Origin of the sequence: Nocardioides koreensis (genome assembly GCF_039531775.1) — a bacterium.
GTDB classification, from domain to species: Bacteria; Actinomycetota; Actinomycetes; order Propionibacteriales; family Nocardioidaceae; genus Nocardioides; species Nocardioides koreensis.
Genome location: NZ_BAAAQR010000018.1, coordinates 69,126 through 91,588, shown reverse-complemented (window position 1 = coordinate 91,588; position 22,463 = coordinate 69,126). Strand labels below are relative to the sequence as shown.

At 73.6% G+C, this 22,463-nt stretch carries 20 protein-coding genes; 10 read left to right on the top strand and 10 right to left on the bottom strand.

Annotated elements, in window-relative coordinates; all coding sequences use genetic code 11:
- Nucleotides 1–2 precede the first annotated feature (2 nt).
- Nucleotides 3–818, top strand: a complete 816-nt coding sequence (locus ABD268_RS22050) for a siderophore-interacting protein (protein ID WP_344157857.1) — start codon at nt 3–5, stop codon at nt 816–818.
- Nucleotides 815–1,747, top strand: coding sequence for a GTPase Era (gene era, locus ABD268_RS22045; protein WP_344157854.1), 933 nt, complete (start codon nt 815–817; stop codon nt 1,745–1,747). Before ABD268_RS22050 ends, era begins: the two co-directional genes overlap by 4 nt.
- Nucleotides 1,748–1,760: 13 nt before the next feature.
- Here the strand turns inward: era and ABD268_RS22040 are convergent, their stop codons facing one another.
- The 3 genes from ABD268_RS22040 to ABD268_RS22030 form a co-directional block, all read right to left on the bottom strand.
- Nucleotides 1,761–2,594, bottom strand: a complete 834-nt coding sequence (locus tag ABD268_RS22040) for a septum formation family protein (protein WP_344157851.1) — start codon at nt 2,592–2,594, stop codon at nt 1,761–1,763.
- Nucleotides 2,591–3,406, bottom strand: coding sequence for a septum formation family protein (locus tag ABD268_RS22035; protein ID WP_344157848.1), 816 nt, complete (start codon nt 3,404–3,406; stop codon nt 2,591–2,593). The genes ABD268_RS22040 and ABD268_RS22035 overlap by 4 nt, the downstream gene beginning before the upstream one ends.
- A gap of 107 nt (nt 3,407–3,513) precedes the next feature.
- Nucleotides 3,514–3,999, bottom strand: a complete 486-nt coding sequence (locus tag ABD268_RS22030) for a flavodoxin family protein (protein WP_344157845.1) — start codon at nt 3,997–3,999, stop codon at nt 3,514–3,516.
- Nucleotides 4,000–4,066: 67 nt separating this feature from the next.
- Here ABD268_RS22030 and cbiE point away from each other — a divergent pair, with 67 nt between their 5' ends.
- Nucleotides 4,067–5,290, top strand: coding sequence for a precorrin-6y C5,15-methyltransferase (decarboxylating) subunit CbiE (gene cbiE / locus ABD268_RS22025; protein WP_344157842.1), 1,224 nt, complete (start codon nt 4,067–4,069; stop codon nt 5,288–5,290).
- A gap of 5 nt (nt 5,291–5,295) precedes the next feature.
- On the top strand, nt 5,296–5,694 hold the full coding sequence (locus ABD268_RS22020; protein WP_344157839.1) for a hypothetical protein: 399 nt from the start codon (nt 5,296–5,298) through the stop codon (nt 5,692–5,694).
- Here the strand turns inward: ABD268_RS22020 and malQ are convergent.
- Complete coding sequence (malQ, locus tag ABD268_RS22015) at nt 5,678–7,525, bottom strand: 4-alpha-glucanotransferase (protein ID WP_344157837.1); 1,848 nt, start codon at nt 7,523–7,525, stop codon at nt 5,678–5,680. The genes ABD268_RS22020 and malQ overlap by 17 nt on opposite strands.
- A 2-nt stretch (nt 7,526–7,527) precedes the next feature.
- Nucleotides 7,528–8,103 (bottom strand): sugar O-acetyltransferase, encoded by a 576-nt coding sequence (locus tag ABD268_RS22010; protein ID WP_344157834.1) that lies wholly within the window; start codon nt 8,101–8,103, stop codon nt 7,528–7,530.
- 51 nt (nt 8,104–8,154) lie between these two features.
- Between ABD268_RS22010 and ABD268_RS22005 the strand changes: the two genes are divergently transcribed.
- Together ABD268_RS22005 and leuA are read left to right on the top strand one after the other, a co-directional pair.
- The gene (locus ABD268_RS22005; protein ID WP_344157831.1) at nt 8,155–8,583 is read left to right on the top strand and encodes an ion channel; all 429 of its coding nucleotides are present in this window, start codon (nt 8,155–8,157) and stop codon (nt 8,581–8,583) included.
- A 164-nt stretch (nt 8,584–8,747) separates the two neighbouring features.
- Nucleotides 8,748–10,469 carry a 2-isopropylmalate synthase gene (gene leuA / locus ABD268_RS22000; RefSeq protein ID WP_344157829.1) on the top strand — a complete coding sequence of 574 codons (1,722 nt, stop codon included), beginning with the start codon at nt 8,748–8,750 and terminating at the stop codon, nt 10,467–10,469.
- A 34-nt stretch (nt 10,470–10,503) separates the two neighbouring features.
- On the opposite strand, the gene ABD268_RS21995 is transcribed toward leuA, so the two are convergent.
- Nucleotides 10,504–13,314, bottom strand: a complete 2,811-nt coding sequence (locus ABD268_RS21995) for a PAS domain S-box protein (RefSeq protein WP_344157826.1) — start codon at nt 13,312–13,314, stop codon at nt 10,504–10,506.
- 73 nt (nt 13,315–13,387) lie between these two features.
- Nucleotides 13,388–14,149, bottom strand: coding sequence for a GNAT family N-acetyltransferase (locus ABD268_RS21990; RefSeq protein ID WP_344157823.1), 762 nt, complete (start codon nt 14,147–14,149; stop codon nt 13,388–13,390).
- A 50-nt stretch (nt 14,150–14,199) separates the two neighbouring features.
- Between ABD268_RS21990 and ABD268_RS21985 the strand changes: the two genes are divergently transcribed.
- A complete protein-coding gene (locus ABD268_RS21985; protein ID WP_344157820.1) occupies nt 14,200–15,066 on the top strand; it encodes an alpha/beta fold hydrolase in 867 nt (288 codons plus the stop codon).
- On the opposite strand, the gene ABD268_RS21980 is transcribed toward ABD268_RS21985, so the two are convergent.
- A complete protein-coding gene (locus ABD268_RS21980) occupies nt 15,047–16,321 on the bottom strand; it encodes a serine/threonine-protein kinase (RefSeq protein WP_344157818.1) in 1,275 nt (424 codons plus the stop codon). The two genes, ABD268_RS21985 and ABD268_RS21980, sit on opposite strands and share 20 nt — an antisense overlap.
- Before the next feature lie 58 nt (nt 16,322–16,379).
- On the opposite strand from ABD268_RS21980, the gene recO reads away from it, so the two are divergent.
- Nucleotides 16,380–17,105, top strand: coding sequence for a DNA repair protein RecO (gene recO, locus ABD268_RS21975; protein WP_344157815.1), 726 nt, complete (start codon nt 16,380–16,382; stop codon nt 17,103–17,105).
- Here recO and ABD268_RS21970 read toward each other — a convergent pair.
- Nucleotides 17,090–17,755 (bottom strand): TetR/AcrR family transcriptional regulator, encoded by a 666-nt coding sequence (locus ABD268_RS21970; RefSeq protein ID WP_344157812.1) that lies wholly within the window; start codon nt 17,753–17,755, stop codon nt 17,090–17,092. The genes recO and ABD268_RS21970 overlap by 16 nt on opposite strands.
- A gap of 137 nt (nt 17,756–17,892) precedes the next feature.
- Entirely contained in the window at nt 17,893–20,532 is a 2,640-nt protein-coding gene (locus tag ABD268_RS21965) for a cation-translocating P-type ATPase (RefSeq protein WP_344157809.1), read from the bottom strand.
- Between the two features lie 131 nt (nt 20,533–20,663).
- Between ABD268_RS21965 and ABD268_RS21960 the strand changes: the two genes are divergently transcribed.
- Both ABD268_RS21960 and ABD268_RS21955 read left to right on the top strand, forming a co-directional pair.
- Nucleotides 20,664–21,590: a universal stress protein gene (locus ABD268_RS21960; RefSeq protein WP_344157806.1), complete on the top strand. Its 927-nt coding sequence runs from the start codon at nt 20,664–20,666 to the stop codon at nt 21,588–21,590.
- A 10-nt stretch (nt 21,591–21,600) separates the two neighbouring features.
- Entirely contained in the window at nt 21,601–22,425 is an 825-nt protein-coding gene (locus ABD268_RS21955; RefSeq protein WP_344157803.1) for an isoprenyl transferase, read from the top strand.
- Nucleotides 22,426–22,463 lie beyond the last annotated feature (38 nt).

The following is a 22,463-nucleotide window of genomic DNA, read 5'->3' as shown; positions in this document are numbered from 1 at the left end:
CGGTGAGCACGAGAGGCAGGCAGTACGCCGCTGAGGTCCTGGAGCGGCAACAGCTCACCCCCCACCTGGTCCGGCTGACGCTCGGCGGCGCCGGCCTGACCGGCGCCGAGCCGGGTGCCTTCGCGAGCACCGGGATCCCCGACGAGTGGGTCGGCCTGGTCGTCCCGCAGCAGTTCCAGAGCCGCTACTACACGGTGCGCTCCTGGGACGGCTCCGAGCTGGTCCTCGACGTCGTCGTGCACGAGACCGGGCTGGTCACCGAGTGGGCCGCCCGCGAGTGCGTGGGCGAGACGGTCACGATCACCGAGCCCCGGGGCTCCTTCGCGATGCCCGACTCCGCCGCGTGGCTGCTGCTGGTCGGAGACCTGACTGCGATGCCGGCGATGGCCCGGATCGTGGAGTCCGTGGGCCGCGACCGGCTCGACCACGGACAGATCCGGGTCTGGGCCGAGGTCCCCGACGCCGACCTGCTCCGGGACTCCGGCTATCTGCCCGACGGCGTGGACGTCACCTGGCTGGAACCCCCGGCCCCCGGGCAGAGCGACCTCGCCGCCGCGGTGGAGGGGATCGACTGGCCCGCCGGCGAGGGCTACTTCTGGATGGCGGGGGAGTCCGCTCAGATGCGCGCGATCCGCAAGCACCTGATGCGGGAGCGCCGGCTGCCGAGCCCGGCGTACGACGTGATGGGTTACTGGCGCGGGGTGGCCAGGCGCCAGCCGCGCGCGGTCGACCCGGGCCCGATCTGGCGGGCGGGCAAGATGGCAGGCAAGGGCGACGACCAGATCTGGGCCGACTACGACGAGGCGAGGGACTCATGAACGAATCTCGACAGGCTCCCCACCGGAGCGGGTTCGCGTCGTTCGTCGGCCGGCCCAACGCCGGCAAGTCGACGCTGACCAACGCCCTGGTCGGCACCAAGGTGGCGATCACCTCCGACAAGCCGCAGACCACGCGCACGGTCGTCCGCGGCATCGTGCACCGCGACGACGCGCAGCTGATCCTGGTCGACACCCCGGGCCTGCACCGGCCGCGGACGCTGCTGGGGGAGCGGCTCAACGACCTGGTGAAGACCACCCTCTCCGAGGTCGACGTCGTCGCGGTCTGCTTCCCCGCGAACGAGAAGATCGGGCCCGGTGACCGGTTCATCGTCAACGAGATGGCCAAGATCAAGCGGACGAAGAAGGTCGCCGTCGCGACCAAGACCGACCTCGCCACGCCCGAGCAGATCGGCCGGCACCTGCTCGACATCCAGAGGCTCGGCGGCGAGACCGGCGTCGACTGGGCCGAGATCGTGCCGGTCTCGGCGAAGGCCGGCGACCAGGTCAGCCTGCTCGAGGACCTGCTCGTGGGGCTGCTGCCCGAGGGGCCGCAGCTCTACCCGGAGGGAGACCTCACCGACGCGCCCGAGGAGATCCTCGCTGCCGAGCTGATCCGCGAGGCCGCGCTGGACGGCCTGCGCGACGAGCTGCCGCACTCGGTCGCCGTCGTGGTCGAGGAGATGGGCCTGCGCGAGGGGCGCCCCGAGGACAAGCCGCTGCTCGACATCCACGCCAACCTCTACGTCGAGCGCGACTCCCAGAAGGGGATCATGATCGGTCCCAAGGGCGCCCGCCTCCGCAAGGTCGGCACCGAGGCCCGCAAGCAGATCGAGGCGCTGCTGGGCACGCCGGTCTACCTCGACCTGCACGTCAAGATCGCCAAGGACTGGCAGCGGGACCCGCGCCAGCTGCGGAAGCTGGGCTTCTAGGCCGGCGAGCCGATCAGTCGGGAGCCCAGCAGAGGCCGTAGGTCTGGCCGTTGTCCCACTGCTCGCGCGTGGGCCACTCGTAGCCCCAGGTGTAGTCCAGCGCGTCGGACGCCGCGGCGCGTCCGGCGTCCTCGCACGGCCCCTGACCGGCGGCGCGTGCGGCCGCCGGGCCGGGGTAGCCGGCGCCGGAGAAGTGCACGACGTCGATGGCCCGCCAGCTGTGGTCGCTGGAGCAGATGACCCGGGAGAAGTCCGAGGTGCCGGGCTCGGCCGTGCCGCACATGCCGAACCGGTCCCGTCCGGCGGTGGTGCCGAGGACGCCGGACATGCGCTGGCTGAGCGGGGCCAGCCGGTCCTCGGAGGCCACCGCGATCACGTCGCAGCGGAACCAGTTGGCGCCCGCGTCGGACAGCTCCACCGAGGGCGTGAACCAGACGGCGCGGAGCATGCTCAGGTGCAGGTCGTCGGGGGTGCCGCCGAGGAAGGACGGCAGCCGGCGCGGGCACTGCGTCCCGGCCTGGGCCTGGACCCGTTCGGAGTCCACCGCCAGCAGGTGTCCGTCGACGACCGGGTCGAGCGACCCGACGGCGTACGTCATCGAGGTGTGGGTGTCGGTGCAGCGGACCGGGCGCGCCTCGGCGGTCGGCGCCACCGCCTCGTCGTACGACAGCCGGTAGCAGGCCCGGTCCCGTGGCGGCCGCGGCGGGGACGCGGCCGTGGGGGTCGCCGTCGGGGAGGTCGAGGCGCTCGAGGCCGAGGGTGTGGGCTCGGCGGAGTCCTCACCGCCTCCGCCGGTGCACGCGGTGAGCGCGAGGAGGAGGGCCGCGGCGGGCAGCAGGCGCCTCATGAGTCCGTCTTCGCCCAGCAGACCGAGCGCCGGTTGCCGGCCTGCCACTCGGCCTCGTGGAACCACGTGTAGCCGATCTGGTAGTTGACCGGGTAGCTCAACCAGGCCCCCACGGACTCGGTGCAGAAGTCCCGGGTCCGCACCTGCACCAGGCGGTCCCCGGGGTAGGAGTCGCCCTTCTCGCCGAGCTTGATCGTGGTGACCGCTCGCCAGTCGTGCGGCTGCGAGCACGGGATCTTCACCGAGCCGGACACCGAGGCGCCGGACGCGCACACCAGCCAGCGGTCGGGCAGCTTGCCCCAGAACAGGCCCTTCGCGTCCTCGGGCAGGTCGACGTAGTCCTTGCTCTGGTCACCGCCCCCGACCAGGTCGCAGCGGTACCAGCGGGCCCCGTCCTCCCAGGCCTTCTCCGAGGGCCGGAACCAGGCCCAGCTGACCACGGCCCGCATCGCCAGGCTCTCGTCGGCGCCGAGGAAGCCCATGAACCTCTGCGAACAGGTCTTGTAGGCCCAGGCGCCCAGCTCCTCGGAGTCCCGGTCGACGTCCTCGAGGGAGTCCGGGAGCCCGCCGACCACGTAGGTCTGTGCGGTGTGCGGCTCCGAGCAGTCGACGGTGCGGGTGGCGTTGCTGGACTGCTTCACGTCCTCGGGGGTGAGCACCCGGCAGGCGCCGAGCTCGGGCGCCGCGACGGCGTCGACCTGGTCGGGGTCGGTGTTGCTGCCCTGGGCCGCGTCGGCGCTGCAGCCGCCGAGGGCGACCAGCGCGACCGCACCGAGCAGGAGGGGTGCAACGAGCTCGCGGACGTGCGCCACGACCCCTCCTTCGTCGGTCCTTCGAGATCGTCCGCGATCGTACCGTCCGGCCTCCCGGCTCACGTCCGGCCTCCCAGACCGGTGATCGGGGTCGGTCGAGCGTCCGGTCAACCCGCGAGGAGCGCCGCCAGCGTCCCGCCGAGCTCGTACGCCGCGGCGAGGTCGTCGTCGCCCACGTCGCCGAGGACCTCCAGCACCTCCGCGGCCTGGCGCCAGGGCAGGGCGCCGACGATCGACTGCACCGATCGGACCGCGCCGGTGGTGTCGTAGCGGCCGTGCACCCACAGCCCGTAGGGGCGCTTGCCGCCGCTCACGCTGCCGGCCGACCCGTCGTCACTGAGCGCACCCCCGGCCTCGAGGAAGATCGTGTCGAAGAAGTGCTTGAGCGCTCCGCTCATGTACCCGAAGTTCGCCGGGGTCCCGAGCAGGTAGCCGTCGGCGGCGAGCACGTCGGACGCACGCGCCTCCAGGGCCGGGCGGACGACCACGTCGACGCCCTCGATCGCGTCGTCGTGCGCCCCGGCGACCACCGCCTCCGCGAGCGACCGCACCGTGGAGGTGGGGGAGTGGTGGACGATCAGCAGCCGGGACATGGGGCCGAGGCTAGTGGGGGCCGTCGGGGCCGCGCACCGGCCGGCCGTCACGGTAGCGTCGGGCCCCGTGCGCTTCTCCCCACCCGTCCACGTCGCCGTCGTCGGCATCGGGGCCGACGGCTGGTCCGGCGTGCCGGAACGCCTGCGGTCCGTGGTGCTCGACGCCGAGGTCCTGCTCGGCGGTGACCAGCACCTCGACCTGGTGCCCGACGTCGACCGGCAGGAGCGCGAGGCCTGGCCGCACCCGCTGCGCGACGGCCTGCCCGCGGTCCTCCGGCGGCATGCGGGACGCCGCGTGGTGGCCCTCGCCGCCGGCGACCCGTTCCTCTCCGGGATCGGCACGACGCTGGTCGACCTGCTCGGCGCGGAGTCGGTGACGGTCGAGCCCACGACGTCCTCGGTCGCGCTGGCTCGCGCCCGGATGGGCTGGTCGGCCGAGTCGACGACGGTCGTCCCGGTCGCCGGCCGGGACCCGCACGTGGTGCTGCGGCACCTGGCCCCCGGGCACCGGCTGGTGGTGCTGTCCCCGGACGCCGCGACGCCGGAGCTCCTGGCCGGGCTGCTGGTCATGGCCGGCTACGGCGGGTCGGCGATGACCGTGCTCGGCGACCTGGGTGGCGAGCGGGAGTGCCGTGTCGACACCACCGCCGCGGACTGGTCGGGCCGGGGGCCGGACCTCCCCGTGGTCGCCCTCGAGCTGGCCGGTCCCGTCGTCGGCTCCTGGGCCCCAGGGCTGCCCGACGAGCACTTCGAGAACGACGGCCGGCTGACCCGCCGGGACCTGCGCGCGAGCGCGCTGGCGCGGCTCGCCCCGCAGCCCGGCCAGCTGCTCTGGGACGTGGGGGCCGGTGCGGGCAGCATCGGCATCGAGTGGATGCGGGCGCACCCGAGCTGCCGTGCCGTCGCGGTCGAGGTCGATCCCGGCCGGGCCGCCCGGGTCGGCCGCAACGCGGTCGCGCTCGGCGTCCCGGACCTCGAGGTCGTCACCGGGCACGCCCCCGAGGTCCTCGTGCGGCTGCCCAAGCCGGACGCCGTCTTCGTCGGCGGGGGCGCGACCGCCGCCGGGCTGCTGAGCTACTGCCTCCGGTCGCTGCGGCCGGGCGGGCGGCTCGTCGTGCAGGGCACGACCCTCGAGACCGAGCAGGCCCTCGCTGCGGCGTACGCCCGCAGCGGGGGTGAGCTCACCCGGCTCTCGGTCGAGCAGGCGGCTCCCAGCGGGGCGTCCACCGGCTGGACTCCCGCCCGGACCATCACCCAGTGGAGCGTGTCCAAGGAGCTCGCGAGAGGGTGACCCCCGTGAACGACGTCGACCTCGAGACCATCCGCCTGTTCCTGCACGTGCTCGCCGCGACCATCTGGGTCGGCGGACAGATCACGCTGGCCGCGCTGGTGCCGGCGCTGCGGGGCGCCGGGGCCGAGGTGCCCAAGGCCGCCGCGAACGCGTTCAACCGGATCGCCTGGCCGGCCTTCGTGGTGCTGGTGCTGACCGGCGTGTGGAACGTCGTGGCCGCCGACGACGACAGCGCGGCGTTCCAGAACACGCTGTCGCTGAAGTACGTGCTCGTGCTCGCCTCGGGCGTCACCGCGTTCCTGCACGCGCGGGCGACGTCGAAGCAGGCCATGGCCGTCTACGGGGCGCTCACCGGGCTCACCGCCCTCGCGGCGCTCTTCGTCGGGATCATGCTGGCCGAGTAGTCCCCACGGCCTCGCTCATCAGGGCCGCCAGGCGGCCGGCCGCCGCCGAGGTCGGCAGGTCGTCGACCGGCACGCGCAGCGGGATCCGCCAGTTCTCCCGTTCGACCGTGCCGGGCACGTTGGGCCGGCGCTCCTCGAGGACCGCGTCCTCCAGCGCCACGGACAGCAGCAGGCTGGGCGCTCGCGCGAGCCGCTGGTATGCCGCGTCCACCGCCTCGTCGACGGGTGCGTCGCCGACCAGCTCGCTGCCGCGCCGCAGCCGGGCGAGCAGGTCGGCCCGGCCGTCGCGGACGTCGTCCTCGGACATGGTGGTGCTGGCCAGCTGGTCGGCGGCGTCCGAGCCGGTCCACAGCCCGGCGACCGTGGGCAGGTCGTGGGTCGTGACCGCGGCGAGGGCGCACACCGGCCAGTCGTCGGGCTCGTCGTCCTCGAACCACAGCAGCCGGTAGGAGAGCATGCCCCGGTCCGAGAGGGCCTCTCGCACCCCCGGCTCGACGGTGCCGAGGTCCTCGCCGACCACGACGGCCCGGGCGCGGTGGGACTCCAGCGCCACGATGTCGAGGAGGTCGTCGCTCGGGTAGCGCACGTAGGCACCCTCGGTCGCCGAGGCGCCGTCGGGGATCCACCAGAGCCGGAACAGCCCCATGACGTGGTCGATCCGCAGTCCGCCCGCCCCGGCGATCGTGCCGCGCACCGACTGGATGAACGGCTCGTAGTCCGCGGCCTGCAGCCGCCACGGGACCAGGGGCGGGGAGCCCCAGTCCTGGCCGACGGTGTTGAGCAGGTCGGGCGGGGCGCCGACGGTGACGCCGGCGGCGATCCCGTCCTGCCAGGCCCAGGCGTCGGCGCCACCGCCGGAGACGCCGATCGGCAGGTCCTGGATCACGGTGGTGCCCCCGGTGGCCCGGCCCAGCTGGACGTCGAGCTGCCACTGCAGCCAGGCGTGGAACGTGACCAGCTCGGCGTGCGCGGCCGCGAACGCGGCCACCTCCGCCGCGTCGGGCCGACGCAGTCCGCCGGGCCAGGTCCGCCAGTCCGGGCCGTGCTCCTCGGCCAGCGCGCACCAGGTGGCGAACTCCGCCAGGCTGCGGCCCCGCTCACCGCGCCAGGCCAGGAACGCCGCGTCGTCGGCCACGCCGGGCGAGGTGAAGGCCGCCCACAGCTCGGCCCGCTTGAGGCTCCACACGCCGTCACGGTCGACCAGCTCGGTGGCGTTCAACCGCTCGCGCGCGTCGGCCGCCCGGCCGGGCTGCCACCCCGGCACCTCGTCGACGCGCAGGTAGACCGGGTTGCGGAAACGGCGGGTCGCCGGCAGGTAGGGGCTGGCCTCCTGCGGCAGCGTGGGAGCGACCGCGTGCAGCGGGTTGACCAGCAGGAAGCCGCCGCCGGCCGACTCGGTCCACTCCCGCAGCGCACGAAGGTCGGCGAGGTCGCCGATGCCCCAGCTCGACCGCGACCGGGCGGCGTACAGCTGCACCGCCCAGCCCCACTGCTGCCGGTCGGGGAGCCAGCAGCGCCCGGGGGAGACGATGAGCCGCCGGCTGCTGCCGCCCTCGGTCCGCAGCCGGTGGTAGCCCAGCGGGAAGTCCTCGGGGAGCACGTCGTCGACGGTCCGACGGGTGCCGTCCTCGCACTCGACCTCGACGCGGCCCAGCCCGAGTCGCCGACCGGGCCGGGTGACGACCGGGGCGCGCTCCGCGAGGTCCGGAGGCGGGGTGCCGATCACGCGGCGGAGCGCCTCGACGGTGGCCTCCGGGGCCCGGCGCGGCGCGTCGTACGCGTCGACGTAGTCCGCCTGCACGCCCCAGGTGTCCACGCCCCCCGCGGCCATGCTCAGCCGTCCAGCTTCTTCACGACGCGGGCGGGGTTCCCGACCGCGACGACGTTCGCCGGCAGGTCGCGGGTGACGACCGCTCCCGCGCCGACGACGGTGTTCTCGCCGATGGTGACGCCCGGGCAGACGATGACCCCGCCGCCGAGCCAGACGTTGTCGCCGATGGTGATCGGCTCGGCGGCCTCCCACTTGTCGCGGCGTGGACCCGGCTCGACCGGGTGGGTGGGCGTCAGGAGCTGGACGTTGGGCCCGATCTGGACGTCGTCGCCGATCGTGACCCGGGCGACGTCGAGGCACACCAGGCCGAAGTTGGCGAAGGTCCGCGCCCCGATGAAGGTCTGGTAGCCGTAGTCGCAGTGGAACGGCGGCCGGATGTGGCTGTGCTCGCCGATCGCCCCGAGGAGCTCTCCGAACAGCTCCTCGACCTGTCGTGACTCGTCGGGGTCGAGGCTGTTGATCCGGTGGCAGAGCACCCTGGCCCGGCGGCTCTCGCGGAACAGGTCGGGGTCGTCGGCGATGTAGGGCTCGCCCGCGAGCATCCGCTCGCGCATGGTCCGGCCGTCGGCGTCACTCATGCCCTGATCGTGTCATGCGCCACCCCCGGGGGCCGGACCTATCGTGACCCCATGCAGCTCCCACGGGTACGACGCAGCTTCGTGCTGCCGGGCGTGATCATCGCGCTGGCCGCGCTCGTGGTCGGTGCCGGTGGCGCGGCCGCGTTCGAGTCGGACACGGTCGGGAGCTACTGGGAGGGGCTCTGGTGGGCGCTGTCGCTGATGACCACGGTCGGCTTCGTCGAGGGCACGCCCACGAGCGTGGGCGGGGCGCTCACCTCCGCGGTCCTGATGGTCTCCGGGTTCCTGCTGCTCTCGCTGATCAGCGCCGCGCTCGCCTCGCTGTTCGTCCGCGAGGACGAGGAGCCGGCCGAGGAGCGTGAGGAGGCCATCGAGCAGCAGATCCTGGACCGGCTCACCGCGATCGAGCTGCGCCTGCAGTCCCTCGAGCGGTCGGAGGCCCCCGAGCTGGACGCTGAGGACCGACGGGCCGAGCCGTGAGACGGCCGTCCCGCGGCGTGGACGCGTGGGCTATCGTGGCGAAGTCATGATGCGCCAGCTTCTTCTTCGCTGCCGCAGCGAGGTCTGAGCACGAGCCGGACCCCCTCGCTGCGGAGTGAGTGCGTGCGACCGGCCGCCCCAGCACCGACATCAGCGAGGACACCATGACCATCCGTTCGCAGAAGCCCAGCGGGATGCCGGTCGAGCGCTACCGCGCCTACCCGCCCATCGACCTGCCGGACCGCACCTGGCCCACGAGGACGATCACGGAGGCGCCACGCTGGCTCTCCACCGACCTGCGCGACGGCAACCAGGCGCTCATCGACCCGATGAGCCCGGCCCGCAAGCTGAAGATGTTCGAGCTGCTCGTGCAGATGGGCTACAAGGAGATCGAGGTCGGGTTCCCGTCGGCGAGCGAGACCGACTTCTCCTTCGTCCGCCAGCTGATCGAGCAGGACCGGATCCCCGACGACGTCACGATCTCGGTGCTCACCCAGGCCCGTGAGGACCTGATCGAGCGCAGCGTGCAGTCGCTGGTCGGCGTACCTCGCGCCAACATCCACCTCTACAACGCGCTGGCGCCGCTGTTCCGCCGCGTGGTCTTCCACGCCGGCAAGGACGAGGTCAAGGCGATCGCGACCCGCGGCACCGAGCTGGTGATGAAGTACGGCGAGTCCTACCTGGACATGACCGTGATCGGCTACGAGTACAGCCCCGAGATCTTCACCTCGACCGAGCTGCCCTTCAGCCTGGAGGTCTGCGAGGCGGTCTCCGACGTGTGGCAGCCCGAGGACGGCCGCGAGATCATCCTGAACCTGCCCGCGACCGTGGAGTCGGCGACGCCGAACGTCTACGCCGACCAGATCGAGTGGTTCTCCCGGCAGCTGACCCGCCGCGAGAACACCGTGATCAGCCTGCACCCGCACAACGACCGCGGTACGGCGGTCGCGGCCACCGAGCTGGCGATGATGGCCGGGGCGGACCGGGTCGAGGGCTGCCTGTTCGGCCACGGCGAGCGCACCGGCAACGTGTGCCTGGTGACCCTGGGCATGAACCTCTTCAGCCAGGGCGTCGACCCGATGATCGACTTCTCCGACATCGACGAGATCCGTCGGACGGTGGAGTACTGCACCCAGCTGCCGGTCCACCCGCGCCACCCGTACGCGGGCGACCTGGTCTACACCGCCTTCTCCGGCTCCCACCAGGACGCCATCAAGAAGGGCCTCGAGGACCTGCAGACGCGGGCCGACGAGCGCGGCATCCCGGTCGAGCAGATGCCGTGGGAGGCGCCGTACCTGCCGATCGACCCGAAGGACGTCGGCCGCTCCTACGAGGCGGTCATCCGGGTCAACAGCCAGTCCGGCAAGGGTGGGGTGGCCTACATCCTCAAGGCCGAGCACAAGCTCGACCTGCCACGACGCGCGCAGATCGAGTTCAGCCGGGTGGTCCAGGAGCGCACCGACACCGAGGGTGGCGAGATGTCGCCCGACGAGATCTGGACGGTCTTCTCCGACGAGTACCTCCACCGGGAGGCGCCGCTGAGGCTGAACTCGGTGCACACCTCCTCGGCCGCGGGGGAGAAGGACGCGCTCACGGTCAACGTCTACGTCGACGGAGAGCTGCAGACCCTCGAGGGCACCGGCAACGGGCCGATCGCCGCGTTCGTCAACGCGATCAACGAGCTGCCCGGCCCCGACGGCGGCAGCCGCTTCGACGTGCGCGTCCTCGACTACGCCGAGCACGCGCTGTCCTCGGGCGGCGACGCCATCGCCGCGGCGTACGTCGAGTGCCTTGTGGGCGACCGGGTGCTGTGGGGCGTCGGGCTGGACCCCAACATCGTCACCGCCTCGCTCAAGGCCGTGATCAGCGCCGTCAACCGCGGCTGAGCAGGCGGCCGCGGGGGAGGCCGGCCGGGTCGCGTCAGCCCCGGGCGGACGGCCGCTTCAGGGGCAGCCGGACGGTGAAGGTGGTGCCGGCGAGGTGGGCGGAGCGGACCCCGATCCGGCCGCCGTGGGCGGCGACGATGGAGGCCACGATCGATAGCCCGAGCCCGGTGCCCTGGATGGCGCGGTTCTGCGCGGTCGAGGAGCGGAAGAACTTCTCGAAGAGCCCGCCCTGCTCCTCTTCGGGGATGCCGATGCCGGTGTCGCTGACGGTCAGCACGGCCTCGCCCTCGTGCTCCTCGAGGCGGCAGTCGATCTCGCCGCCGTCCTCGGTGAACTTCACCGCGTTGCTCAGCAGGTTCAGCAGCACCCGCTCGAGCTGGGCCCGGTCACCGAGCACGACCAGGGGTACGTCGGGGTGGTCGACGCGCAGGGTCAGGTCACGGCCGATCAGCAGCGGCCGCACGGCCTCCTCGACGGGCTTGAGGATCGTGGTCAGGTCCAGCACCTCCCGCTCCCACTGGACGGCGCCGGAGTCCAGGCCGCTGAGCATGAGCAGGTCGTTGCAGATGACGATCAGCCGCTGGCCGTTGCGGGCGATGGTCGCCAGCAGCGGCAGCTGGCCGGGGTCGGGCTCCACGATCGAGCCGTCCTGGAGCATCTCGGTGTAGCCCACGATGCTGGTCACGGGGGTGCGCAGCTCGTGGCTGACCGTCGAGACGAACTCGTTCTTCGCCTCGTCGAGCTTGCGCAGCCGCTCGACCGCGGTGCGCTCCTTGTCCAGGGCGGCGACCAGCATCTCCTGGCTCTGCCGCTGCTCGGTGACGTCCCGCCCGACGCAGAGGAAGCCGATGGGTGACCGGGAGCTGTCGGCCGTGACGCTGAGCGTCATCGAGATGGTGTGGTGCGTGCCGTCCTTGGACACCCAGGTCCAGTCCCGCATGCGCGCCTCGCCACCGGGACCGATCGTGGAGGTGAGGGCTGCGAACGCCGCCTCGTCGTCCCGCGTCCCGGTCCGGGTGCCCAGCTCCTCGGGGTCGAGGAGCCGCACGAACGGCTCGCCGAGCATCTCCTCGTAGTGGTAGCCGAGCAGGTTCTGGGCGCCGGCGTTGAACACGGTGATCCGGCCGGCGTTGTCGATGCCGATCAGCGCGGTGGTGATCGCGGCCTCGAGGAGGTGGACCATCAGGCCGGAGGTGTTGCGCTCCGCCGTCACGTCGATCCCCGTCAGCACGGCGTTGACGGGACGGTCGTGCTCGTCGCGGACGATGTTGTTGTTCCAGACGATCCGCAGCTTCTCGCCGTTCTTGGTCGTGGCGTCCGCCTCGCGCATCAGTGGCCTGCCGGATCGAGGCGGCGCCAGGAAGAGCGCCTCGACGTCGGCCGCGCTTGTGGGGACGATCGTCGTCTCCCACACCGGGCGACCGAGCAGCTCCTCCTCGGAGTAGCCGGTGAGGTCGGTCGTGGCGGAGTTGACGCGCACGATCTTCCCGCCGAGGTCGGTGACCAGGATGATGCAGGCGGTCGTGTCGAGGGTGGCGCTGGTCAGCTTCTCGGCCCGCTCGAGCCGGCGACGGGCGTCGTACTCGGCGGTGACTTCGAGGAGCTGGGCGGCGAACATCGGGTGCGGGTCGCGGGCCAGCAGGGACAGCGCCACGTTGACGCGCGCGCCCTCGCGGTCGCGCAGGCCGGTCTGGGCCCTCCAGCCCTCGAGGTTGCCGGCCAGCATGCGCTCGGCGACGAGCTCGAGGCGCTCGGACGTGTCGAGCAGGTCGCCCAGCGAGCCCCCGACCAGGTCGGCCTGCTCCGACCCGACCAGCCGTGCGGCGGTGTCGTTGAGGTCGACGATCTCGAGGCTCTCACCCTCGCGGCGCAGCAGCAGCATGCCCACCAGCGACTCGGTGAAGTTGCGGCGGAAGAGCCGCTCGCTGGCGCGGATCCGGTCGATCAGCCTGCCCCGCTGCTCCGCGGCGATGGCGAGCGGCAGCGACATCAGCCCGGCGCACAGCAGGTAGCCCTGGGTGAGCATGCCTGCGGCCATCGCGTCGATCCGGCCGATGGTGAGATTGGCGCCGAAGGGTCCGTAGCCATGGGCGGTGAGGTACGTCGTGACCACGCTGACGCCGGCGAGCTGCCAGACCACGGTGCGGACGTCGAAGCGCAGCGCCGCCCACACCAGGACCGGCAGCGGCAGGAAGGTGACCGGGAGGGTCTGGGTCGGCGCGAAGACCAGCCCGGTGACGACGACCAGGGCGAGGACCTGGACCAGGAGCTCGCCCCGGCGGATCGTCCGGAAGCCCCGCGAGGGGGCCCCGACCGTCGCCCACGAGGCCAGCGCCACCGGCACCAGGATGAACGTGGACGCCGCGTGCGAGGCGAAGACCGAGGGCCAGGTGTCGAGGAAGGAGCCCTGGTCGACGGCGACGACCGTGAGGGCGGCACCGGTGGCGATCGTCGCCCCGCCCACGAGGGCCGCGAGACCGAGCTTGATGAAGTCGTCCTGGCTCTCCAGGCGCGGTCGGCGGCGGCCACCGCCGCGCAGGATGGCCGCCGCGGCGACCGCCTCGGCCGCGTTGGCGACGCCGAAGAGCAGCGAGACGGGCAGGTCGCGACCGCCGGTGACATTGGCCAGGCCGCTGGACACGACGATCCCGAGGGCGAGGACCGACCACCAGCGGCGCGGGGCCAGGCACACCAGCGAGACCGCCAGCCCGGCCGCCGGCCACCACGTGGCGACGGGGTCGCCGTGGGGAGCGAAGAGGACCGCGCCCACGCCGGCGAGGTAGACCGCCGCGAGCATCCCGAGCGCCACCAGCCAGCCTGGACACCGGGGGACGGACCAGGTCATGGCGCACAGTCTCGACCACGCGGGCCGGGAGTGCGAGCGCCGCGCCGTCCCACCCGGTCCCGGGCGCTCCCGTTCAGTCCGCGACGCCGAGGATGCAGGCCCGTCCGCGGCGCTCGAACCCCAGGGCCTGGTAGACGGCGCCGGCGTCGTCGGAGGCCGCGGACAGGAACACACGACGCACCCCCGAGGCGCGGCAGGCCCTCACCAGTGCGGCGGTGGTCGCGGCGCCGAGCCCGCGCCGCCGCGCGGACGGGATCACCGCGATCCCCGTCAGCTCGGCGGTGTCGCCCCGCGGGGCGGCCGAGCCGCCGCCCACCAGCGCCCCGGACCCGTCGTACGCCGCGACCACGACGAGCAGCCCGCGGGCGATCAGCTCCGCACGGAGGCCGGGGTCCCGCGCGACCACCGCGTCGCGGCCGCCGAAGCCGGCGCTCACCGCGCCGACGACGAGCGGAAGGTCCGGGTCGTCGGCCGTGAGCACCCGGGTGGTGGCGGCGCTCCCGGGCGGCTCGGCGCCGTCGGGGAGCACGAGGAGCGGGCACAGCTCGAGCTCGTGCGGGCCCGGCACGGCGGCGCGCACCGCCGGCAGCAGCGACGGGGTGACCTCGTCGACCCACTCCAGGGCGCGGGGCACGCCCAGCTCGGCCTGCCGTGCGAGCACCCGTCGTACGTCGTCCGCGGTCACCTCGCGCGCCGCCCCGAGCCGGGGTCGGGCGTAGAGCTGCCAGCCGGTGCGGGGGTCGGCGACGAAGAGCGTGAACGGCCCGACCTCCTCGACAGTGGCCACCGGACGCGGCACCGCGTCGTAGCAGGTCTCGATGTCGGTGAGGTCCACGGCGAGAAGGATCCCAGCCAAGGGCGCCGCCAGCGATTACATTTCTGGGCATGCTGGTCTCCGAGCGCATTGGGCAGTTCTTCGTCGAGGGCGACACCGGTCGCGACCGGCTCGAGTACACCGAGTACGGCTCCGGCGACGCCTGGGTGGTGCTGCTGCACGGACAGCTGATGCCCCGGCGGATGCACCAGCCGCTGGCGCGAGCACTCGCGGCGGAGGGCCTGCACGTGGTCACCCTCGACCTGCTCGGGCACGGCAGGTCGGACCGGCCGGCGGACCCGTTGGTCTACTCGACGACGGCCTTCGCCGAGCAGGTCGTCGCGCTGCTCGACCACCTCGGGGCACCCCAGGCGGTGGTCGGCGGCACCTCGCTCGGCGCCAACGTCTCGCTCGAGGTCGCGGTCATCGCCCCCGAGCGGGTGCGCGGCCTGATCATCGAGATGCCGGTGCTCAACAACGCGCTGGAGGCCGGGATCCTGGCCTTCGGCCCGCTGCTGTTCGCGGCCCGGTTCCTGCCGTTCACCGTCAACGGCCTGCGGATGCTGACCCGGCCGGTCCCGCGGGGCCTGGTCCCGTTCTGGGTCGGGATCGGGCTGGACACGCTGGACCAGCGGGCCGGATCGGTCGCCGCGGTGGTGCACGGCATGTTCTTCGGCCGGGTCGCCCCGTCCTCGAAGCAGCGCCGCGCGATCACCGCACCGGCGCTCGTGGTGGGGCATCCCGCGGACCCGATCCACCCCGCGGCCGACGCAGCCATGCTGGCCGCGGAGATGCCGCGGGCGACCTTCGTGCGCGCGCACAGCATCCTGGAGTGGCGGATGACGCCGGACCGGCTCAACCGGGCCACGATCGGCTTCGCGCTGGGCTGCTGGCAGACGCCACGCCGGACGGGCAGGATCAGCAGGACCCGACCATGAACCCGGCCCGGAAGAGCGTGTTCTCGCCCCGGACCAGCTCGACGTAGCCTTGCCCGACGAAGACCACGCGCGCCCGGTTCTCGCCGATCATGTCGACGCGGACGGGACCGTCCACGTCGAGGCAGCGCGCCAGCTTCAGGTGCAGGTTCTTCGCGGGGTCACAGACGTCCTCGGGCCGGGTGAGGTCGGGGTCGTAGGCCGCGGCGTCGTCGCAGCGGTGCTCCTGCAGGGCACGGACGTAGTCCACGCCCGCCTCCTCGAAGGCCTGCTCGTAGTCGTCGCTCCCGGCGGCACCGCCGCGCAGCAGCACGACGCCGAGCGCCACGGCGAGCACGACCACCAGCGCCGACGCCGCCGCCAGCGCCAGGGTGGACACCTTCCGGCGTGCCGCCGGGGGAGCCGCGGTCGGGGGACTGCCCCTCGGTGCGGCTGTCGGCGCGGGCGGGGGTGCGACGCCCCGGCAGGCATCGGCCAGCGCACGGGCGAAGGAGCGGACGTCGGGCCAGCGGTCGTCGGGCTCCGGCTCCATCGCCCGCATCACGACCCGGTCCACCACCGGCGGGACCGCGCGCAGGCTGGTCACCGGGACCGGCCGCTCGCCCGGCCGGCGACGGGCCCGGGGAGGCTGCCCGGTCAGCAACGCCCAGGCGACCGCGCCGAGGGCGTAGACGTCCGCCCGGGCGTCGAGGGTCGCCGAGTCGTCCATCTGCTCGGGTGCCATGTACGACGGGGTGCCGACCGAGCGGGTCACGTCACCGTCCGGGCTGATCGCCTTGGCCACGCCGAGGTCGGCGACCATCAGCCGGCGCCGGCCGGAGGAGTCCGAGGCCAGCAGCAGGTTGGCCGGCTTGATGTCGCGGTGCACGATGCCGGTGGCGTGCAGGGCGGCCAGGCCCTCGGCGGCCTGGGTGACGAGGTCGACCAGCTCGTCGGGACCCACGCCCACGCCCGGCCGGACCAGGTCGGCGACCGTCCCCAGGTCGGCGTACGACATCACGAAGTAGGGAGTGTCGTCCCCGGTGACCCCGACGTCGTGCACGTGCACGAGGTGCGGCGACCGCGCCCGTCGCAGCAGCCGGGACTCCGCGAGGAACCGCTCGCGCACCGTCGGGTCGCCGGCCCAGTTGTCGGCCAGGCACTTCACGGCCACGTCGGACTCGAGCTCGTCGTCGCGGTAGAGCCAGACCGTGGCGAACCCGCCGGCGCCGATCCGACGGATCCGCCGCAGGCGTCCGAGCTGCTCAGGTGCCGACACGGAGGGGATCCTCTCCCGCGGTGCCGGATCCAAACGGCAACAGGGGCAGAATGGTGCAGTGCTCTACCGTGACGAGGCGATCGTGCTGCGCACCCACAAGCTGGGTGAGGCCGACCGCATCATCACGCTCCTGACCCGCCAGCACGGCCGGGTGCGCGCGGTCGCCAAGGGCGTACGCCGCACCACCTCGCGCTTCGGCTCCCGGCTGGAGCCGTTCACCCACGTCGACCTGCAGCTGGCCGAGGGACGCAGCCTCGACGTCATCACCCAGGCCGAGACGATCACGCCGTTCTCCTCGGGCCTGGGCCTCGACTACGACCGCTACACCGCCGGCACCGTGATGCTGGAGACCGCCGACCGGCTGGTCGCGGAGGAGAAGGAGCCGTCCGTCCAGCAGTTCCTGCTGCTGGTCGGGGGGCTGCGGGCGATGGTCGCGGGGGGCCGCGGGCCCGGGCAGGTCCTGGACTCCTACCTGTTGCGCTCCCTGGCGGTGGCGGGCTACGCACCCTCCTTCGAGCACTGCGCGCGGTGCGGGCTGGAGGGCCCGCACCGGTGGTTCAACCCCTCCATGGGCGGGATGCTCTGCTCGACCTGCCGGATGCCGGGCTCGGCGAGCCCGGCCCCGGAGACCGTGGCGGTCCTCGGCGCCCTGCTGGCCGGCGACTGGCCGGTGGTGGAGGCCGCCGACGCCCGGCACCTCCGGGAGGCCAGCGGCCTGGTCTCGGCGTACCTCGCGTGGCACCTCGAGCGAGCCCTGCGCTCGCTGGCCTACGTCGAGCGCTGAGTCCGTCCGGCCTCGCGGGCGGCGTAGGCGTCGAGGGCCTCGCGGCCGTAGATGGTGGTGACCCAGACCTCGCACATCGTCGCCAGGACCTCGCGGTGCTCGGCGTACGGCGGCCCGCCGAACGCGTCGAGGAGCAGGCTCTCGTTCATTCGGACGAGCGCGTGTGCGACCCGGTCCGGGTCCCGGACCCGGCTGCGGCCCGCGTCGACGTCGGCCCGGATGCGCTCCGCGGTCACGTCGACGAAGAGCCCCACCATCTGCCGGCGGGCGGCCCGGATGCCGGGGTCGTACGACGCCGCGTCGGCGATCGCCTGCATCAGCCGGCCGTGCTCCTGCATCGCGGAGGTCAGCTCGTCCAGGCCCGTGCACAGGGCACCGACCGGGTCGCCCGTGCCGGTCTTCCACGCCGAGCCGGCCGCGCCGATGTTGTCCTGCACCTCCTCGAGCATCGCCAGCAGCAGCGTGTGCCGGTCGTCGAAGTGGCGGTAGAACGCGGTGCGGGAGAGCCCGGCCGCAGCCATGACGTCCTCGAGCCGCAGATCGGTCCAGCGGTGCTCCTCGAGCAGGCGGGACGCAGCCCCCAGGATCCGCTGCCGCGCGTCACGTCGCTGCTGGCGCTGGCGGTCCGCGCGTCCGCTGGAAGTGACCATCGTGAGAAGCCTACGCAGAAACGGCTGTCGCCGCTTATGCTCGGCGACATCGAGTGTGACGCTGTGTCACGCTGGATGAGCGGGACCGCCGGGCCGGCCGCGACAGGGGGCGGCCGGGCCGGCCGTCCTCCGCGGCCTCAGCCGCGGCGCCGGGCCCGGAGCCACTTGTGCCCCGCGTCCACCGCGATCAGCAGCAGCCCGGCGCCGACCGCCCACACCCATCCGCCCAGCGGTGGCCAGGCGCCGCCGAGCAGGTCCGACACCCAGGGCACCCCGAGGAACGTCACGAGCAGGACGAGCTCGGTGCCGACCGCGACGAGGACCAGCGGGTTGCGCAGCGGGTTCAGCCGCCAGGCCGGATGGGTCTCGCTGCGACAGGCGAACGCGTTCGCGATCTGCGCCACCGCGATGACGGCGAAGGTCGTGCCGGACGCGGAGGCCAGCAGGGTCCCGTCCGGGGTCTCCCCGAGGGCCCAGCCGCCGCCGTGCAGCACCCACAGGAACGCCGCCATGGACACCGACGCCTCGAACAGCCCCAGCACGAGGAGGGCCCGGCGCAGCACCGCGCCGTCGGCCACGTTGTCCTGACGCCGGGGACCGTCCATCGTGCGCCGGCTCGCCGGCTCCGCACCCAGGGCCAGGGCCGGCAGCATGTCCGTGCCGATGTCGAGCGCAAGGACCTGGAGCACCCCGATGGCCGCGGGGATCGCGCCCCCGGAGAGCGCCCACACCGCGAACGGGGCCAGCTCGGCCACGTTGTCGGTGAGGTGGAAGGTCAGGAACCGCCGCACGTTGGCGTACGTCGCCCGCCCGAGCTCGATCGCCCGGACGATCGTGGCGAAGTGGTCGTCCAGCAGGACCAGGTCGGCCGACTGCCGGGCCACGTCGCTGCCGCTCTTGCCCATGGCCACGCCGACGTCGGCGCCGCGGAGCGCGGCCGCGTCGTTGACGCCGTCGCCGGTCATCGCCACCACGTGCCCGTGCCGGCGGAGGGCACCTGCGATGCGCAGCTTGTCGGCGGGTGACACCCGGGCGACGACGGCGCCCTGGGCCGTGTCGAGCAGGTCGGCCAGCGCGGTGTCGTCCGCCGGCAGCGCGGCACCCTCGACGACGACGCCGCCGGGACCGAGCAGTCCGACCTGCCTGGCGACGGCCGCCGCCGTGCGCGCGTTGTCCCCGGTCATCATCGCGACCCGGATGCCGGCGGTGCGGCACGAGTGGAGCGCCTCGCGGACCCCGTCGCGCGGCGGGTCCTCGATGGCCACCAGGGACAGCAGCTCCAGCGGGAGGTCCAGCGCGTGGCGCAGGTCCTCCTGGGTGAGTGCCGGCACGCCGGGGGCGGCTCGGGCCGTGGCGAGGACGCGGCGACCCTGGTCGGCGTACTCGTTGAGCACGGCGGTGGCCTGCTCGGGGCCGAGGTCATGGCTGCACACCGCGAGGACGGTCTCGGGAGCACCCAGCACGTGCAGCCGGCCGTCGACGACGGCCGCGCTGAACAGCCGCTCGTTGGAGAACGGGAGCCGGGCCGTCGGCGGGACGTCCATCGCGCCGAGCCGGCTGGCCAGGGTGTCGAGGGCCACCTCCATCGGGTCGCCCTCGGGGACCCACTCGCCGTCGCGGGGCACGGCCCGGCCGAGCACGCAGGCGCGCGCGGCCGTGGCACCGGCGCGCGCGAGGCGTACGGCGGCCGGGTCGCCGGTCACGATGCCGGCCGGGTCGTAGCCGGCGCCCCGCGGCACGACGGTCCCGGCGGGCGTCCAGACCTCGACGACCGACATCTGGTTGCGGGTGATGGTGCCGGTCTTGTCGGTGCAGATGAACGTCGTCGCGCCGAGCGTCTCGACCGCCTCGAGGCGCCGGACCAGTGCGTGCTGGGAGGCCATGCGCTGCGCACCGCGCGCCAGGGAGAGCGTCACCGTGGGCAACAGCCCCTCCGGGACCAGGGCGACCGTGACGCCGACCCCGAAGAGCAGGGCGGTCGTGACGCTGCTCCCCAGCGCGATGCCGACACCCGCCAGGACGACACCGACCGCGAGCGCGATGGCGGCGACGAGCCGGACCAGCCGGTTGAGCTGGACGGACAGGGGGCTCGCCGGGCGGGTCGCGGCCTCGGTCAGGGCCGCTATGTCGGCCAGCCGGGTGTGCGAGCCGGTGGCCTCCACGAGACCGGCGGCGTCCCCCTGGGCCACGAAGGTGCCGGCGAAGAGGTGCTGGCCGGGACCGACCCTGGCCGGCACGCTCTCCCCGGTCAGCATCGACTCGTCGACCTCGAGCTCCTCGCCGCGGCCCACCACCAGGTCGGCGGGCACCCGGTCGCCGGCCGAGAGCAGCACGACGTCGCCGCGCACCAGCTCGGTGACGTGCACGGTGCGCGGCTGGCCGTCGCGTCGTACCCGGGCGGTGGCGGGCATCAGGTTGCCGAGCTTCTCGGCCGCCCGGTCGGCCCGGTGCTCCTGGACGAACGCGAAGGTGCCGTTGAGGAACACGATCAACGCGATGGCCAGGCCCAGCGCGGGCATCCCCGCGAGCAGGGCCAACCCGGCCGCCACCCACAGCATCAGCGCGAAGAAGTGCGTCATCTGCGCCAGCAGCATCCGCCAGCCCGGGGTCCTCCTCGGGCGCGGCAGGGAGTTCGGGCCCTCGGCCTGCGCGAGGAGGAACGCCTCGTGGGTGGTGAGCCCGGCCAGCCGGGCACCCGACGGCGGTACGTCGGTGGGTCGTGCCTCCGGGGGACCCCCGAGCCCCCGGTCCGGTTGCCGGGTGACGGGACCGTCCACGCCCCTCACGCTGGCCGAGGACCCCCGGAGCAGGCAGGGCCCTTCGGCCCCGGGGGCACGGCGAAGGCCCCTGACGGGGCTGTGCGGCCCACGCGAGCATCGAGGGGAACATCGGTCGGAGAGGGGGCCCCATGACAGGCACCGCGGCAGCCCCTGTGGTCGTCGGGGTGGACGGCTCGGCGGGGAGCCTGATGGCGGTCCAGTACGCCGTGGCCGAGGCGGAGCGCCTCGAGACCGGCGTGCGGCTCGTGCACGTCGCCCCCGACTACACGCCCACCACGCCGATGCTGCCCCTGATCAGGGACGACTTCGAGCAGCTCGGTCGGCGCATCCTCCGGGAGGCGGCCGAGATCGTGACCGAGGCCGCCCCGAGCTGCGAGGTCTCCACGGTGCTGCGCGCAGGGCCGACGGTCTCGACGCTGCTCTCCGCCGCGGACGGGGCGCACCTGATCGTGCTCGGTCGTGAGCACCGGTCGCGGGTCGAGGCGGTGTTCACGGGCTCCACCACCGTCGGCGCCGCCGGGCGTGCGTCGTGCCCGGTGGTGTCCGTGCCCCCGGCCTGGATGCCCGGCCAGCCGCGCGGCCGCGTGGTCGTGGGTGTCCGGTCCCCGGCACACTCGACGGAGCTGCTCGGCTCGGCGTTCGCCGCGGCCGAGGCGCGCGGGGCACGTCTCGTCGTGCTCCACGCGTGGAAGCTGCCGGGTGCCTACGACGACATCGTCGAGGCGCGCCTGCACGCGAACGACCACGCGGGAGCGGTCGAGGCGGAGATCGACCCGCAGCTGGACCTGTTCCGGCGCCACCATCCCGGGGTCGAGGTGGAGCTGAGCGTCGTGCACGAGCAGCCGGTGCGGGCCCTGCTGCGGGTGGCCGCGGGGGCGGACCTGCTCGTGATCCTCCGGCGCGCCCACGGGCTGCCGCTGACGGCGCACGTGGGCGGGACCGCACGGACGCTGCTGCACGAGGCCGCGTGCCCGGTCGAGGTCGTGCCGCCCCAGGAGGTGCTCGCCGAGATGGAGGGGCTGGTGCTCGAGGAGGCGGGTGCGGCACAGAAGTAGGCTCGCCCCCGTGAGACGAGCCGTCCGCCCGCCGACCCCGCACCCGTCCGGGGCACGCCCACCCGCCGTACCCAGGAACCTCGTGCCGCGGCACGTCGCCGTGGTCATGGACGGCAACGGCCGCTGGGCCAAGGAGCGCGGCCTGCCGCGGACCGCCGGCCACGAGCGCGGCGAGCACTCGCTCTTCGACGTGGTCGAGGGAGCCATCGAGATCGGCGTCAAGGCGGTCTCGGCCTACGCCTTCTCCACGGAGAACTGGTCCCGCTCGCCCGACGAGGTGAAGTTCCTGATGGGCTTCAACCGCGACGTCATCCGCCGCCGGCGCGACGAGATGCACGAGCTCGGGGTCCGGGTCCGCTGGGCCGGCCGGACGCCGCGGCTGTGGAAGTCGGTGATCCACGAGCTCCAGGCCGCCGAGGAGCTGACCCGCCACAACGACGTCCTCACGCTGACGATGTGCGTCAACTACGGGGGGCGCGCCGAGCTGGCCGACACGGCCCGCGCGATCGCGCGCGAGGTGGCCGCCGGGCGGCTGGATCCGGAGAAGGTCACCGAGAAGACCTTCGCCAAGCACCTCTACGTGCCCGAGCAGAGCGACGCCGACCTGGTGTGGCGGACCTCGGGGGAGCAGCGGCTCTCGAACTTCATGCTCTGGCAGGCGGCGTACTCCGAGCTCGTCTTCTCCGACGTGCTCTGGCCCGACGTCGACCGACGGCACCTGTGGGCCGCCATCGAGACCTACGCGCGCCGCGACCGGCGGTACGGCGGCGCCCAGCCGAACGCCCAGCCGAATCCCCAGCCGAACGTCGGGTCCGAGGTTCTGCCCGGCACCTGATCGGTGGTTCGCCGCTCGTCCGCAGTCGGGGTCTGAGA